Below are 16,776 nucleotides of genomic sequence, written 5' to 3' on the forward strand. Positions count from 1 at the left end.
ATAAAGTTAGTTTGTCTAGCATCTAAAAATAAAAATTGACGTTTCACGTTGTTTGTTTCGTTTAGTTTTCAAAGTTCAATATCGCGTTTCAGCGACTTTTATAATATATCATAGTATATTATTTTCGTCAACAAGTTTTTCAAGATAATTTGTATCTCTCATTTGCTGACTCTGCCTATTATATAGACTTTGCTATCACTATGCAAGTATTATTATAAAAAAATAAGAGGGGGGAAAATCCACCCTCTTATTCTTCAGAAGAAACCTCTTCATTAGATTCTTCTTCTTCATCTTTCTGTGCTTTTGCTACTGTCGCTACCTCTTGCTCATCCTCTAAACGAATTAGACGAACACCTTGTGTATTACGTCCCATTTGAGAGATTTGATCAACCGGCATACGAATAATAACGCCTGCGGCTGTAATTAGCATGATGTCTTCTTCACCTGTTACAGACTTAACCGCTACTAACTTACCGTTTTTATCTGTAATGTTACAAGTTTTAAGACCTTTACCACCACGGCTTTGTAGTCGATACTCTTCAACTGGAGTACGCTTACCATACCCGTTTTTCGTTACAATTAAGACATTCGTATCTTCTTCAACAATTTCCATACCTACTACTTGGTCCTCTTCGCCTAATGTAATAGCTTTTACACCAGCTGCATTACGGCCCATAGAACGTACATCTTGTTCATTGAAGCGAATTAACATACCGTTGCTTGTCCCTACGATAATATCTTTATCGCCAGATGTTAAACGTACAGAAATCACTTCATCTTCTTCACGAAGCGAAATTGCAATTAAACCGTTCGTACGTATATTTGCAAATGATGAAAGTGGCGTTCTCTTAGAAATACCTTGTTTCGTTGTAAAGAATAAGAACTGGTCGTCACCAAATTCACGAATTGGAATAATGGCATTGATCCACTCACCCTTATCTACCCCTAATAGGTTAATAATTGGTAGCCCTTTTGCAGTACGACTATACTCTGGGATTTCATATCCTTTCGTACGGTATACTTTACCCTTGTTTGTAAAGAATAAAATATGATCATGAGTAGACGTTGTTAATAAGTGTTCAACAAAGTCATCATCATTCGTACCCATTCCTTGTACACCACGTCCCCCACGGTTCTGTGTTTTGTACGTAGAAGCTGGTAACCTCTTAATATAACCGTTATGAGTTAACGTAATTGCAATATTTTGCTCAGGAATTAAATCTTCATCTTCAATAAATTCCATACCGCCAATTGTAATTTCTGTTCGTCTCTTATCATTGAAACGCTCTTTTACTTCTGTTAATTCTTCACGAATAATCTCAAGAACTTTCTCTTCATCTGCTAAAATCGCTTTTAATTCAGCAATTAAATTCATTAAATCTTGATATTCTTGCTCGATTTTTTCACGTTCTAATCCAGTTAAACGTTGCAGACGCATATCTAAAATCGCTTGCGCTTGTTTCTCACTTAAACCGAAACGTTCCATTAAGCCTTGCTTTGCAATATCAGCCGTTTTTGAACTACGAATTAACGTAATAACTTCATCAAGATGATCTAAAGCAATTCGTAATCCTTCTAAAATATGAGCACGTGCCTCTGCTTTTTCTAATTCATACGCAGTACGTCTACGGATTACTACCTTCTGGTGCTCCAAATAATGATATAAGTTTTGTTTTAAATTTAGTACTTGAGGCTCTCCATTTACAAGAGACAACATATTAATACCGAAACTTGTCTGAAGTGCTGTATGTTTATATAGATTGTTTAATAGTACGTTTGCATTGGCGTCACGACGTACTTCCATGACAATACGCATACCATTTCGGTCTGATTCATCACGTAAATCTGTAATACCTTCAATTTTCTTATCGCGAACTAATTCTGCGATTTTTTCAATTAATCGTGCCTTATTAACTTGATAAGGTAGTTCCGTTACGATAATAGATTGTTTACCATTTGATTTCTCTTCAATTTCAACTTTGGCACGAAGCATAATAGAACCGCGCCCTGTTTCATAAGCTCTACGGATGCCACTTCGACCTAAGATTAAACCTGATGTCGGGAAGTCTGGTCCAGGAATATATTCCATTAACTCCGCTATAGTAATATCCGGGTTATGACTTAATGCCAACACACCATCAATTACTTCGCCAAGTTGATGCGGCGGAATATTTGTTGCCATACCAACTGCAATACCTGTCGTACCGTTTACTAATAAATTAGGAAAACGCGCTGGTAATACAATCGGCTCTCTTTCCGAACCATCGTAGTTATCTTGATAATCAATTGTATTTTTTGAAATATCACGTATTAATTCCATAGAAATCTTAGACATTCTTGCCTCTGTATAACGCATTGCCGCTGCTGAATCTCCATCTACAGAACCGAAGTTACCATGCCCATCTACAAGCATATAACGTTGACTGAAATCTTGCGCCATACGTACCATTGTTTCATAAACGGCTGAATCACCATGAGGGTGATACTTCCCGATTACTTCACCGACAATACGTGCTGATTTCTTATACGCTTTATCAGCTGTAATTCCTAAATCATTCATCGCATATAAAACCCTACGATGCACAGGTTTTAATCCATCACGAACATCTGGTAATGCACGAGATACGATAACACTCATTGCGTAATCTAAAAATGAGGTACGCATTTCATGACTAATATTAATTTCTCGAATTCGTGCTTGTTGTTGATTGTCTGACATCAACGAGCACCTCCTCTTACGTTTCCGTTATACATACATTGATTTATATGTAGAAGACAGGAATACTTAGATTCCTGTCATTACTCATTTAAATATCAAGGTTTTTCACGTATTTTGCATTCTCTTGGATAAAGTTACGACGTGGTTCCACTTTATCACCCATTAAAATTTCAAATGTTTCATCTGCTTCTATTGCATCTTGAAGAGAAACTTGAAGTAACGAACGTACTTCTGGATCCATTGTCGTCTCCCATAGCTGAGTTGGATTCATCTCTCCAAGACCTTTATAACGTTGAATTCCTGGTTTCGGCTGGGCTGGTAACTCAGCTAATATTTTTTCAAGCTCTTTATCATTATAAGCATATTGAATTTTTTTACCTTGTTGCACCTTAAACAACGGTGGCTGTGCTATATATATATATCCACACTCAATTATTTGACGCATATAACGATAGAAGAACGTTAATAATAGGGTACGAATATGCGCACCATCAACATCGGCATCGGTCATAATAATAACTTTATGATAGCGTGCTTTTTCGATATCGAAGTCCCCACCAATATTTGTACCAATCGCCGTAATAATTGTACGAACTTCATCATTTGATAAAATCTTATCTAAGCGTGCCTTTTCAACATTAATAATTTTACCCTTCAGCGGTAAAATTGCTTGAAAATGACGATCGCGTCCTTGTTTTGCAGATCCACCCGCAGAGTCACCCTCTACGATATAAATTTCACTAATTGCTGGATCTTTAGAAGAACAATCTGCCAATTTCCCTGGTAAACTTGAAACTTCTAAAGCACTCTTTCGGCGAGTTAGCTCACGAGCTTTTTTAGCTGCTACACGCGCACGTGCTGCCATCGTTCCTTTATCTACAATCTTACGTGCAACATTGGGATTTTCCAGTAAGAATTTTTCAAAAGCCTCAGAGAATACTGACTCCGTAATCGTCCTCGCTTCACTATTTCCAAGTTTCGTCTTCGTTTGCCCTTCAAATTGTGGATTTGGATGTTTAATTGACACAATTGCTGTTAAACCTTCACGAACATCTTCACCAGTCAAATTACTATCCGCATCTTTTAAAATGTTATTTTTACGACCATAATCGTTAATCACACGTGTTAAGGCAGTTTTAAATCCTACCTCATGTGTACCACCTTCATACGTATGAATATTATTTGTAAATGAGTAAATATGATTTGTATATCCTTCGTTATATTGAAGCGCAACTTCAACTTGAATACCATCTTTTGAACCTTCTACATATACAGGCTCTTCATGAATTGGTTGTTTTGAACGATTTAAATGTTCAACATATGATTTAATTCCACCTTCATAGTGGAACTCTTTCTTTTGCTTATGTTCACGTTTATCTTCAATTGTTAATTTAATATTACGATTTAAAAACGCCAACTCACGCATACGAGTCGCTAGCGTATCGAATTCATATTCTGTCGTCTCTTTAAAAATTTCTGGATCCGGTTTAAAGCGAGTTATTGTTCCAGTTTTATCTGTATCACCGATGACTTTTAAATCTGCAACCGGAATACCTCTTTCGTATTTTTGGTAATGGATTTTACCATCACGATGTACAAATACTTCTAATTCTGTTGATAAGGCATTTACAACAGATGCACCAACACCGTGCAAACCACCAGAAACTTTGTAACCGCCACCGCCAAATTTACCACCAGCGTGGAGGACAGTCATAATAACCTCTACTGCAGGACGTCCCATTTTTTCTTGTATACCAACTGGAATACCACGTCCATTATCCGTTACAAGAATACTATTATCTTCTTCGATACTAACGTTAATTTCATCACAATATCCTGCTAACGCTTCATCGATACTATTATCGACAATCTCCCATACAAGGTGGTGAAGTCCCTTTCCACTCGTAGATCCAATATACATACCCGGACGTTTCCGAACTGCCTCTAGTCCTTCAAGTACCTGTATCTGACTTTCATCATATGCATTTTCTTGCATTTGTTTTTGTTCCATTGACACAAAGATCACCTACTTTTCCATTTAAACAGGGGTTTATGCCCTATCTATTTCACAATCTACCGTGCCGTTCGTTACATGAATTGTTTTCGCATCTTTTAATGTTTCGTGTTCAATTCCGTCGACACTCGTCGTTGTAACAAATGTTTGCACCTTTCCTTGAATTGTATTTAACAGATGTGATTGACGATAATCGTCTAATTCTGATAAAACATCATCCAGCAAAAGGATTGGATATTCTTTAACCTCTGAATAAATTAATTCAATTTCAGCTAATTTTAGGGATAGTGCGGTCGTTCGTTGTTGCCCTTGCGAACCAAAGACTTGAACATTTTTACTATTAACGAAGAATTGTAAATCATCACGATGAGGACCAATTAAAGTCGTACCACGGAAAATTTCACGTTGTTTCACAGATTGAAAACTTTCATAGTATACTTCTTTTATTTTCGACAAATCCATTGATTCTGATACATCTACACTTGGTTTATAGACAATTTCTAACTCTTCTAATCCACGGCTTATACCGCGATGAATTGGAGCTGCCCATTCCTGTAGCAAATGCAAAAATTCAAAACGTTTTTGCAGTATTTTCGCACCATGCTCAATTAGTTGAAGTGTAAATACATCCAACATCGTTTCCTCATTCTTACTATTCCCTTGCATTTTTTTCAACAAGTGATTTCGTTGCGTGAGCACCTTTTGATATTGACTTAATTCATACAAATATATAGGAGCTATTTGTCCTAATTCCATATCTAAAAAGCGTCTTCTTACTTGAGGGCTTCCTTTTACAAGATTTAAATCTTCTGGGGCAAACATGACAACGTTCATCACGCCAATATATTGACTTAACTTTTGTTGTTCAAGTTGATTTAATTTTGCCTTTTTACCTTTTTTCGAAATATTTAATTCCAAAGACAAAGAACTGTTTCTTTTTTGTAATTTCCCTTTTATTTGACCAAACTCTTCATCCCAGCGGATAAGTTCGCGATCATTAGAGGTTCTATGAGATTTCGCCATCGCTAAAACATAAATAGCTTCCATCAAGTTTGTTTTCCCTTGTGCATTTTCGCCGATAATTACATTTACCTTATCTTCAAAGGAAAGCTCTAATTTTTCATAATTGCGATAGTTTTTTAATTGTATTTCTGAAATAAACAAAGGGCTCCCCCTTTATGCCTGAACTTGGAAAGTTCCGCTTCCTGGAATTTCAATAACATCATTCGCATATAGTTTGCGACCTCTTCTATTTTCAAGTTCGTTGTTCACGTACACTTCATATTCTTGTAAAAACCATTTTACAGCGCCACCTGTATCAATTACATCAGCTAACTTTAAAAATTGTCCTAGTGTAATATACTCTGTTGAAATTTTAATATGTTTCATAAAATCGCTCACTTTCTGAAAGTGTTCATTCTTTCATTGTACTAAATAAACTAACATTAGGAAAGTAATACCCAAAAATCAAATAAGGGCCACTAGCATCTTTAAACTAGCAACCCTTATTCCTTACCTAGTAAGTACGAACCGGTAAAATTAATTGAATAATTGAATCATCATTTACTGTACGAATTAAGAACGGTCTCATCGCCCCAGTAAAGCTAACTTTAATCTCTGTACTATCTAGAGCTTTCAATGCATCCATCATATATTTTGCACTAAAAGATATTTTTAACTCTTCTCCATCTACTTTTTCACATTGTACTTCTTCGACAACTTTTCCAATTTCTGGTGAATTCGAGGAAATCTCTAGCATTTCTTGCTCTAAAGTTGATAATTTGACAACGTTATTGCGGCCATCTCTCGCTAATAGTGAAGCACGATCAATTGCTTGTAGGAATTCTTTTGTATTTACAAAAATATCCGTTTTACTCTCTGCTGGAATTAAACGTGTCGTATCTGGATAATTTCCTTCTAACAATCTTGAGAAGAATAATAAATGCTTTGTACGGAATAATACTTGATACTCAGTTATTACAATATCTACCATTTCTTCAGACTCATCCAGAATTTTACTTAATTCGTTTAAGCTCTTACCTGGAATAACAACATTAGCTTGAAATTCATCTGCAATATTATGTCCTTCGATTTTCGCTTTTCGAAGTGCCAGTCTATGACTATCTGTTGCAATACAAGTTAACTCGCTGTTATATACCTTCCAGTTTACACCTGTCAAGATTGGTCTTGTTTCAGAAGTAGAAACTGCAAATACAGTTTGTCTGATCATATGTTTAAGTAAATCTGTTGGTATCTTAAATACATGATGTTCTTCAATCTGTGGTAATAACGGATATTCTGCAGAATCTAAACCATTTAAGTTAAACTCTGATTTTCCAGATTTTATTTTTGTCATAAAATGATTTTCCACAGAAATTTCGACAGTATCCTTAGGTAGTTTTTTTACAATCTCACTAAAATATTTTGCTTGTAAAACAATGCTTCCTGATTGAGCTATTTCTACGATTTCTTTTCCATCTTCTTCGACTGGAATAAACGATTCAATAGAAATATCAGCATCGCTTCCTGTTAATGTAACCCCTTCTTCAGTAGCTACAACTTTAATTCCCGTAAGGATCGGGATTGTTGTACGAGAAGAAACTGCCTTCATTACATCTTGTACACCTCTTACAAGATAGTCTTTTTGTATTGTAAAACGCATAAAGAAAAACCTCCGGTAAGTATAAGATTTTATTTAATTAATAAAGATAAAAAATAGTAGTAATAGTAATAGGGCTTGTGGATATGTGGATAACCCCTTTGAAGGATGTAAAAACAGTCTATCTACATGTGGATAGACTGTGCGTAAAACAAGGTAAGTTATTCACACTATTCAGCTACTACTTTAAAATACCATTAATTTCTTCAACTTGCTTTTGTAATTGCGTATCGGTTTTTAGTAGTTTAGAAATTTTTTCATGGGCATGGATAACTGTTGTATGATCACGTCCACCAAATTCTTCACCTATTTTTGGTAAAGAGGAATCCGTAAGTTCGCGTGATAAATACATTGCAATTTGGCGAGGAAACGCAACTGATTTTGTACGTTTTTTCGCTTTAAAATCTTCTAATTTTACTTGATAAACGTCTCCGACAGCTTTTTGAATATCATAAATAGAGATAATTTTCGGCTTAGAATTTGGAATAATATCTTTAAGTGCTTCAGCTGCTAAATCAGCATTAATATCTTTATTAATTAAAGATGAATAAGCTACAACTCGGATAAGTGCACCTTCTAATTCGCGAATATTTGAATCAATTTGATTTGCGATATAAAGCATAACTTCATTTGGTATATCAAGCCCTTCAGCTTTTGCTTTTTTGCGTAAAATTGCAATTCGTGTCTCTAAATCTGGCGGCGTAATATCTGTAATAAGTCCCCATTCAAAGCGAGAACGAAGACGATCTTCTAAAGTTGGAATTTCTTTTGGTGGTCGATCACTAGAAATTACAATTTGTTTACTTTCTTCGTGTAATGCATTAAATGTATGGAAAAACTCTTCTTGAGTTTGTTCTTTTCCAGCAAGAAATTGAATATCATCTATCAATAAAACATCTACATTGCGATATTTATTACGAAAATCAACAGCTTTATTATCACGAATAGAGTTAATAAATTCATTCGTGAATTTTTCTGATGATAAATATACAACTTTTGCATTTGGATTATGTTCAATTACATAATGGCCAATCGCGTGCATTAAATGCGTCTTTCCAAGCCCAACTCCCCCGTAAATAAAGAGTGGATTATACGCTTTAGCTGGCGCCTCGGCTACAGCTAATGAAGCTGCATGGGCAAAACGGTTACCAGAGCCGATAACAAATGTATCAAATGTATATTTTGGATTTAACATGCTCTGTGGTAAATGAGCTGAATCATCTTGTGCTGGATTCCGCTTAACTGGAGGAAGATCAATGTCCTCTTCCGCTTGACTTTGGGGAATAATAAAGCGAATTGCTAATTTTGCCCCTGTTAAATCGTATAGTGTTTCTGAAATTAGTTCTGAGTAATGAGATTCTAGCCAGTCACGAGCAAATTCATTTGGAGCTGTAATCGTTAATACGTCTTTCTTCAAGTTATGAGCCGTTGTTGATTTTAACCATGTCTCATAACTAGGCTTGCTTACCTTTTTTTCTAATTCTTTTAAGGCACTATTCCATAAATCAGAGATATTTTCCAAAGGTGTCCCTCCTTTACTAAGATGGTAAAAGAATAAGGCTGCGCAACAAATGTACAACCTAATAAATATAAAATGTATATTTATACGAAACGTATTTTAAAACCTAAAAACGTCGTTTGTATATGAGATAGGGTTTTCGACAAAAAAACCAAATGTGGACAACTGTTTACCCACATGTGATTAAAACTGTCCACATGTTATACACAAATTGTGGATAAGATAAAGATGTGGAAAACTTATTCAAAGTGAAAACACAACTATAATATCAAAAAAAAGTGGCTATAGCAATGAATTTAAGAAAGTTATCCACAAAATCAATACCTTGTGGAATAAACTTGTCCACAACACGATATACTGTGTAAAAGTGGGAAAAAAGTTTGTGGATATAAAAAACGTGAAAAAACATTTATCCACAAGGAAATATAGATGCTGTGAAAAAGTATGTGAATAGGTTCAAAATGAATATTTGATGAAAATTTCTAGAACCATTGACATTTTCCTAGTTGATTAACTATAATTTATAGGACTGTCTTTAACAGATATTCCTCAGGGAGGTGTCATATAATGAAAAGAACTTACCAACCAAATAAACGTAAGCGCAGCAAAGTACATGGTTTCCGCAGCCGTATGAGCACAGCGAACGGACGTAAAGTGCTAGCAGCTCGTCGTCGTAAAGGAAGAAAAGTATTATCTGCGTAGACCACTGATCGTTCAGTGGTCTTTTTTTCTAATAATAGTGAATTTCCGCTGATGAAATACAGGAGTGTCAATTGATATGAAGAAAAAACATCGTATAAAGAAGAATGATGAATTCCAGGCGGTTTTTCAAAAAGGAAAATCAAATGCGAATCGTCAGTTTGTTGTATACCAATTAGATAAAGAAGAACAGCCAAACTTTCGCATCGGCCTTTCTGTTAGCAAGAAAATAGGAAATGCAGTAGTTCGTAATCGAATTAAGCGCATGGTCCGTCAAGCTATTACAGAGTTAAAAGATGAGATAGATTCTGGAAAAGATTTTGTTATAATAGCAAGGAAGCCTTGTGCAGAGATGACATATGAAGAAGTAAAGAAAAGCTTAATTCATGTCTTTAAACGCTCTGGTATGAAAAGAATAAAAAAGTAGCGTAAGGAAATGAATTACACTATATACATACCGATACAAGGAGGAGTAGGCTTTGAAAAAGAAATTAGGTTTACTAGCCATGGTCGTTGCATTAATGGCGATTGCCACCGGTTGTAGTGAAACGGGTCAGCCGATTACATCGAAAAGTACTGGGATTTGGAATGAATATTTCGTATATCCGCTTTCTCAGTTAATCACGTATTTTGCCGACTTATTTAACAGTAATTACGGTTTAGCAATTGTTATTACAACTCTTATCATTCGTTTTGCATTATTACCATTAATGATTAAACAAACAAAGAGTACAAAAGCAATGCAAGCGTTACAACCAGAAATGGTGAAGTTAAAAGAGAAATATAGTTCTAAAGATCAAGCAACACAGCAAAAACTACAACAAGAAATGATGCAGTTATATCAAAAGAATGGTGTAAATCCATTGGCAGGATGTTTACCGATATTTGTTCAGATGCCTATTTTATTCGCGTTTTATCATGCGATTATGAGAACAACAGCAATTAGTGAACATACATTTTTATGGTTTGATTTAGGACAGGCAGATCCGTTCTATATCTTACCGGTTGTTGCAGCAATTACGACATTTATTCAGCAAAAGCTTGCAATGGCAGGAACAGCTGGTCAAAATCCGCAAATGGCAATGATGCTTTGGCTTATGCCGATTATGATTTTAATCTTTGCAATTAACTTCCCAGCTGCATTATCACTTTACTGGGTTGTTGGTAATATCTTTGGTATTGCTCAAATGTACTTTATCAAAGGGCCAGAGATTAAGGCTAGCAAAGCTGGAGGCTCAAGCAAGTGAGTATAATTACTGCTAAAGGACAAACAGTCGAGCTGGCAGTAGAGGATGCTTTAAGGCAATTAAATACATCAAAAGATCGAGTAGATATAAATATTGTCGATGAGGGTAAAAGAGGATTCTTAGGTTTATTTGGGAATCGTCCTGCAGTAGTAGAAGTTGTATTGAAGAAAGATCCAATTCAGGAATGTGAAGAATATTTAAGAAATGTTATTCACAATATGGGTGTGGAAGTTGAAATTAGTAAAGTTGTAAAAGGACGCGAGATCGAATTTACAATTTCTGGTGATGATGTAGGAGTTTTAATTGGAAAAAGAGGTAATACACTAAACTCTTTACAGTATTTAACAAAACTTGTTGCGAATCGTAACACGAAGCAGTATATAGGTATTACACTAGATGCTGAAAATTATCGTAGTAAAAGAAAAAGTACGCTAGAATCACTTTCTTATCGATTAGCGAAACAAGTATCTAATACGAAAAAAAGAGTTATTTTAGAACCGATGCCATCTTTTGAACGAAAAATTATTCATCAGGCATTATCAAATCATCAAGGTATCAAAACAACTTCTGAAGGAAATGAACCACATCGGCATGTTGTAATATCTCCTAAATGACCGGTTGCTCAAATGAGTGCCGGTTTTTTTGAGCGAAAAATAGATGTGGATAACTAAAAAACACTAAACTTATCCACTGTGAATAAGTTTAGTGTTTTTTACATGGGGATATAATAAAATGAGTTATTCTTCTTTTGTAGATAGGTTCGTTATGGTATCCTAATAATTTAGTGAAAGAAATAATCATGTTGAAATAGAGATAAATAAGCAAGTGAGGTGAAAGGACATGGAATTTGATACAATTGCTGCGATTTCCACAGCGCTTGGAGAGGGTGCAATTGCCATTGTTCGAGTAAGTGGGGATGATGCGGTTGAGAAAGTTGACCGTATTTTTAAAGGGAAGGATTTAACAGAGGTTCCTTCTCACACTATTCATTATGGTCATATCGTTGATTTAGATACAAATCAAGTTATTGAAGAAGTTATGGTGTCTATTATGCGCGCACCAAGGACTTTTACACGTGAAAATATAGTGGAAATTAACTGTCATGGCGGACTTGTTTCAGTAAATAAAGTATTGCAACTTATTCTAGCGCAAGGAGTACGATTGGCAGAACCGGGCGAATTTACAAAACGTGCTTTTTTAAATGGACGTATCGATTTATCACAAGCAGAAGCTGTTATGGATTTGATTCGAGCAAAAACAGATCGTGCGATGAATGTAGCAATTAATCAAATGGAAGGGCGATTATCTAAATTAATTGGTCGCCTACGTCAAGAAATATTAGAAACATTAGCTCATGTTGAGGTAAATATAGATTATCCAGAATACGATGATGTAGAAGAGATGACACATAATATTTTAATTGAGAAAGCGACGCATGTTCGTTCGGAAATCGAAAAAATATTAGAAACATCAAAACAAGGGAAAATTTTACGTGAAGGTATTGCTACAGCAATTATCGGTAGACCTAATGTTGGGAAATCATCGTTATTAAATAGTCTTGTTCAGGAGAAAAAAGCAATTGTAACTGATATTGCAGGAACAACTCGTGATGTTATTGAAGAGTACGTTAATGTGCGTGGTGTACCTCTTAAACTTATAGATACAGCCGGTATTCGTGAGACAGAAGATGTTGTTGAACGAATTGGTGTGGAGCGATCAAAAGAAATGATGAGCCAAGCAGATTTAGTATTAGTTGTTGTCAACTATAGCGAGGCTTTAACAAATGAGGATGAAGATCTATTCCATGCGGTACAAGGAAAAGACTTTATTGTTATTGTGAATAAGACTGATTTACCGCAAGCGATTGATATGGAACGTGTTACAGAGTTAGCTGCGGGAAATCGTGTTATTACAACATCCTTAATTGAGGAACAAGGAATAGATGAACTCGAAAAGGCAATAGCTGATTTATTCTTTGAAGGAACAATCGATTCTGCAGATATGACATATGTTTCTAATGCGAGACATATTGGATTATTAACACAAGCGGGACAAACAATCGGTGATGCAATTGAGGCAATAGAAAATGGTGTACCAATTGATATGGTGCAAATTGATTTAACAAGAACGTGGGAAATACTTGGTGAAATTACTGGTGACACAGTCCATGAAAGCCTAATTGACCAGTTGTTCTCTCAATTTTGTTTAGGAAAATAATATAGTGATGTTTTAGAAAGATAGAGATTATTAGGAGGAATAAACAATGGGATACAATGCCGGTTCATACGATGTCATAGTAATCGGTGCAGGTCATGCAGGATGTGAAGCTGGTCTTGCGGCAGCACGAATGGGCTCAAAAACATTAATGTTAACAATTAACTTAGATATGGTAGCTTTCATGCCATGTAACCCTTCTGTTGGTGGACCAGCAAAAGGGATTGTTGTTCGTGAAATTGATGCATTAGGCGGAGAAATGGGACGTAATATTGATAAAACTCATATTCAAATGCGTATGCTAAATACAGGTAAGGGGCCAGCTGTACGTGCACTTCGAGCGCAAGCTGATAAATTCTCTTACCAACATGAATTGAAGAAAACAATTGAAGAAACACCAAACTTAACGTTATTCCAAGGAATGGTAGAGCGTTTAATCGTTGAAGATGGTATGTGTAAAGGGGTAGTTACACAAGCTGGTGCAGAATATACAGCAAAAACCGTTGTAATTACGACTGGAACATTTTTACGTGGCGAGATTATCATGGGCGACTTAAAATATTCAAGCGGTCCAAATAATCAGCAACCGTCTATTACATTATCTGAGCATTTAGAGGAACTTGGGTTTGATCTTGTTAGATTTAAAACAGGGACACCTCCGCGTGTAAACAGTAATACAATTGACTACAGTAAAACAGAAATTCAACCGGGTGATGATAAGCCACGTTCGTTCTCTTTTGAAACAACGAAATTTATTATGGATCAAATTCCATGTTGGTTGACATATACAAGTACAGAAACACACCGTTTAATAGATGAAAATTTACATCGTTCAGCTATGTATTCTGGTATGATTAAAGGAACAGGCCCTAGATACTGTCCTTCTATTGAAGACAAAGTAGTAAGATTTAATGATAAACCACGTCATCAAATTTTCTTAGAGCCAGAAGGGCGTAATACACAAGAAGTATATGTGCAAGGTTTATCCACAAGCCTACCAGAAGATGTACAACGTGACATGCTTAGAACAATTCCAGGCCTAGAAAATGTTGAAATGATGCGCACAGGTTATGCAATTGAATATGATGCAATTGTGCCAACACAACTATGGCCAACACTTGAAACGAAAAAGATTAAAAATTTATATACAGCAGGACAAATTAATGGAACTTCTGGTTACGAAGAGGCGGCAGGACAAGGGCTTATGGCTGGGATTAATGCAGCATGCCGTTCTTTAGGTAAAAAAGAAGTTGTTTTAGGTCGTGAGGATGCTTATATTGGTGTCTTAATTGATGATCTTGTTACGAAAGGTACAAATGAACCATATCGTTTATTAACATCTCGTGCAGAATACCGTCTATTATTACGCCATGATAATGCTGATCTTCGTTTAACTGAAGTTGGTCGTGAAATTGGATTAATTAAAGAAGAGCGCTATGAGCGATTTACAAATAAAAAACTACAAATTGAACAGGAAAAGGAACGTTTAAGCAGCATTATTATTAAACCACGTCCTGAGGTTCAAGAATTAATTCGCAATATTGGCGGAAGTGAATTGAAAGATGGAATACGTGCGAGTGACTTATTACGTCGTCCAGAGATGACATATGAGCATATTCATCTTTTAGTACCAAGTGAAGTAGAATTAAGTGATGAAGTTACAGAACAAGTTGAAATTCAGATTAAGTACGAAGGATACATTGAAAAATCTTTACAGCAAGTAGAGCGTATGAAGAAAATGGAGAGTAAAAAAATACCTGTAGATATTGATTATGATGCGATTTCTAGCCTTGCCTCAGAAGCTAGACAGAAATTGAAAGATGTTCGTCCACTTTCAATGGGGCAGGCTTCACGTATTTCTGGCGTAAATCCAGCGGATATTTCCATTTTACTTGTTTATATAGAACAAGGAAAAATTGCGCGCGTATCGAACCAATAAATAGTAAGGAGATATTGCTAGATGAACATAGAACAATTTCAATCTATGCTAGAAGAGAAGGGGATCACCCTCTCTTCTAGACAGTTAGAGCAGTTCAAAATCTACTTTGAAACATTAGTAGAGTGGAATGAGAAAATGAACTTAACGGCTATTACAGAAAAAGAAGAAGTATACTTAAAACACTTTTTTGATTCTATTACAGCTGCTTTTTATTATGATTTTTCAAAACCGTTCTCAATTTGTGATGTTGGTGCAGGGGCTGGATTCCCAAGTATTCCTTTAAAAATCTGTTTCCCGCACTTAAAAGTAACAATTGTAGATTCATTGCAAAAACGTATTAATTTCTTAAATCACTTAGCACAAAAGTTAGAATTAAGTGATGTTGCATTTTGTCATGATCGTGCTGAAACATTTGGGAAAAAAGAAGGTGTACGTGAATCATACGATATTGTAATGGCACGTGCAGTTGCACGTCTTTCTGTATTAAGTGAGCTATGTTTACCACTTGTAAAAGTTGGAGGAACATTCATTGCAATGAAAGGTGCAGCAGCAAATGAAGAAATCGAAAATGGTAAGTATGCTTTAGAGGTGCTAGGCGGAGAGTTAAAAGAGATGTCTACGTTCCAATTACCGTTTGAAGAGAGTGAACGTAATATTTTATTAATCGAGAAAAAGCGCAAGACACCAAAGAAATATCCACGCAAACCGGGAACGCCCAATAAATTACCTATTGAAAAATAAATCTTATTAGACGTAAGATTAAATTATATAAATGAAAACGTAAATGTTTCATAGGAAACATTTTATGGAGAATAGTCAATAGGCCTAAAAGGTGGTGGAATATGTATGAAAAATACGTTTTCTCGTTTATTTGGCTTTGGAGATAAAGAGAGCGAATTCGAATTACAAGACGAAAGCCATGAAGAAATAGATAAAAAGGTATATGAAGAAATACAAGAAATTCCGATAGTAAATATTACCCCTAACCGTTATCAACCAAGAACAGTTTTTGATGATGCGCGTATTGATGAGCTAGCATTAACGATTCGTACACATGGACTTATTCAACCGATTGTTGTAAGGCAATATGAGGATGATAAGTACGAGATTATCGCTGGAGAAAGACGCTTTCGTGCGGCAACAAAGTTAGGTTGGGAAAAGGTTCCTGCAATTATAAAGAACTTAAATGATACAGAGACAGCTTCTGTAGCTTTAATTGAAAACTTGCAACGCGAGGAACTAACGGCAATCGAGGAAGCTGTGGCATATCAAAAGCTGATTGAGTTACATAATTTAACACAAGAAGCATTGGCACAACGACTTGGAAAAGGACAATCTACAATCGCAAATAAGTTGCGATTGTTAAAGTTGCCTGAAGAAATAAAAAGTGCATTATTAGAAAAAAGCATTACAGAACGTCACGCCCGCGCTCTCATTCCTTTAAAAAATGAGGAATTACAACTGAAGGTTTTACAGGAAATTGTGGAGAAACAACTGAATGTAAAGCAAACAGAAGAACGAATTGTGAAGTTACTAGAGGAAGCAAAACCGAAGCGTAAGGCAAAGCAAAAAGCAGTAAGTCGAGATACGAGGATTGCTATGAATACAATTAGACAATCTTTACAAATGGTTACTGAAAGTGGTTTGAATGTTAATTCTGAGGAAGAAGAATTTGATGAGTACTATCAAATTACAATTAAAATTCCAAAGAAAAAATAATAATGACGTGTTAGAGACCTTATCCTATTGGAGAGGTCTCTTTTACT

At 35.6% G+C, this 16,776-nt stretch carries 14 protein-coding genes; 8 read left to right on the plus strand and 6 right to left on the minus strand.

The genetic code is table 11. The features are described 5' to 3' along the window. Positions 1 to 247: 247 nt before the first annotated feature. The 6 genes from gyrA to dnaA form a co-directional block, all read right to left on the minus strand. Positions 248 to 2,719 (minus strand): DNA gyrase subunit A, encoded by a 2,472-nt coding sequence (gene gyrA, locus ASE54_RS20475; protein WP_001282868.1) that lies wholly within the window; start codon positions 2,717 to 2,719, stop codon positions 248 to 250. An 88-nt stretch (positions 2,720 to 2,807) separates the two neighbouring features. Continuing rightward, the gene (gyrB, locus tag ASE54_RS20480; RefSeq protein WP_000435979.1) at positions 2,808 to 4,730 is read right to left on the minus strand and encodes a DNA topoisomerase (ATP-hydrolyzing) subunit B; all 1,923 of its coding nucleotides are present in this window, start codon (positions 4,728 to 4,730) and stop codon (positions 2,808 to 2,810) included. 39 nt (positions 4,731 to 4,769) lie between these two features. Next, positions 4,770 to 5,897 carry a DNA replication/repair protein RecF gene (recF, locus tag ASE54_RS20485; RefSeq protein ID WP_000470754.1) on the minus strand — a complete coding sequence of 376 codons (1,128 nt, stop codon included), beginning with the start codon at positions 5,895 to 5,897 and terminating at the stop codon, positions 4,770 to 4,772. A gap of 12 nt (positions 5,898 to 5,909) precedes the next feature. Continuing rightward, the gene (gene yaaA / locus ASE54_RS20490) at positions 5,910 to 6,122 is read right to left on the minus strand and encodes a S4 domain-containing protein YaaA (RefSeq protein WP_000680510.1); all 213 of its coding nucleotides are present in this window, start codon (positions 6,120 to 6,122) and stop codon (positions 5,910 to 5,912) included. A gap of 127 nt (positions 6,123 to 6,249) precedes the next feature. Then, entirely contained in the window at positions 6,250 to 7,395 is a 1,146-nt protein-coding gene (gene dnaN / locus ASE54_RS20495) for a DNA polymerase III subunit beta (RefSeq protein WP_001212884.1), read from the minus strand. 178 nt (positions 7,396 to 7,573) lie between these two features. After that, positions 7,574 to 8,914, minus strand: a complete 1,341-nt coding sequence (gene dnaA / locus ASE54_RS20500; RefSeq protein ID WP_000428018.1) for a chromosomal replication initiator protein DnaA — start codon at positions 8,912 to 8,914, stop codon at positions 7,574 to 7,576. Between the two features lie 564 nt (positions 8,915 to 9,478). Here dnaA and rpmH point away from each other — a divergent pair. From rpmH to noc, 8 genes are all read left to right on the plus strand, one after another. Beyond that, positions 9,479 to 9,613 (plus strand): 50S ribosomal protein L34, encoded by a 135-nt coding sequence (gene rpmH, locus ASE54_RS20505; RefSeq protein WP_000831901.1) that lies wholly within the window; start codon positions 9,479 to 9,481, stop codon positions 9,611 to 9,613. 76 nt (positions 9,614 to 9,689) lie between these two features. After that, positions 9,690 to 10,037, plus strand: a complete 348-nt coding sequence (gene rnpA, locus ASE54_RS20510; protein WP_000726621.1) for a ribonuclease P protein component — start codon at positions 9,690 to 9,692, stop codon at positions 10,035 to 10,037. A 52-nt stretch (positions 10,038 to 10,089) separates the two neighbouring features. Continuing rightward, positions 10,090 to 10,857 (plus strand): YidC family membrane integrase SpoIIIJ, encoded by a 768-nt coding sequence (gene spoIIIJ, locus ASE54_RS20515; protein WP_000727741.1) that lies wholly within the window; start codon positions 10,090 to 10,092, stop codon positions 10,855 to 10,857. Further along, positions 10,854 to 11,471, plus strand: coding sequence for an RNA-binding cell elongation regulator Jag/EloR (gene jag / locus ASE54_RS20520; protein WP_000022797.1), 618 nt, complete (start codon positions 10,854 to 10,856; stop codon positions 11,469 to 11,471). Before spoIIIJ ends, jag begins: the two co-directional genes overlap by 4 nt. Positions 11,472 to 11,697: 226 nt before the next feature. After that, complete coding sequence (gene mnmE / locus ASE54_RS20525) at positions 11,698 to 13,074, plus strand: tRNA uridine-5-carboxymethylaminomethyl(34) synthesis GTPase MnmE (RefSeq protein WP_000393760.1); 1,377 nt, start codon at positions 11,698 to 11,700, stop codon at positions 13,072 to 13,074. Positions 13,075 to 13,120: 46 nt separating this feature from the next. Further along, complete coding sequence (mnmG, locus tag ASE54_RS20530) at positions 13,121 to 15,010, plus strand: tRNA uridine-5-carboxymethylaminomethyl(34) synthesis enzyme MnmG (protein ID WP_000541045.1); 1,890 nt, start codon at positions 13,121 to 13,123, stop codon at positions 15,008 to 15,010. A gap of 21 nt (positions 15,011 to 15,031) precedes the next feature. Then, complete coding sequence (gene rsmG / locus ASE54_RS20535; protein WP_001019628.1) at positions 15,032 to 15,751, plus strand: 16S rRNA (guanine(527)-N(7))-methyltransferase RsmG; 720 nt, start codon at positions 15,032 to 15,034, stop codon at positions 15,749 to 15,751. Positions 15,752 to 15,856: 105 nt separating this feature from the next. After that, complete coding sequence (noc, locus tag ASE54_RS20540) at positions 15,857 to 16,729, plus strand: nucleoid occlusion protein (protein ID WP_000799020.1); 873 nt, start codon at positions 15,857 to 15,859, stop codon at positions 16,727 to 16,729. Positions 16,730 to 16,776: the final 47 nt, after the last annotated feature.

It is taken from the genome of Bacillus sp. Root131, from assembly GCF_001429475.1.
GTDB lineage: Bacteria > Bacillota > Bacilli > Bacillales > Bacillaceae_G > Bacillus_A > Bacillus_A thuringiensis_S.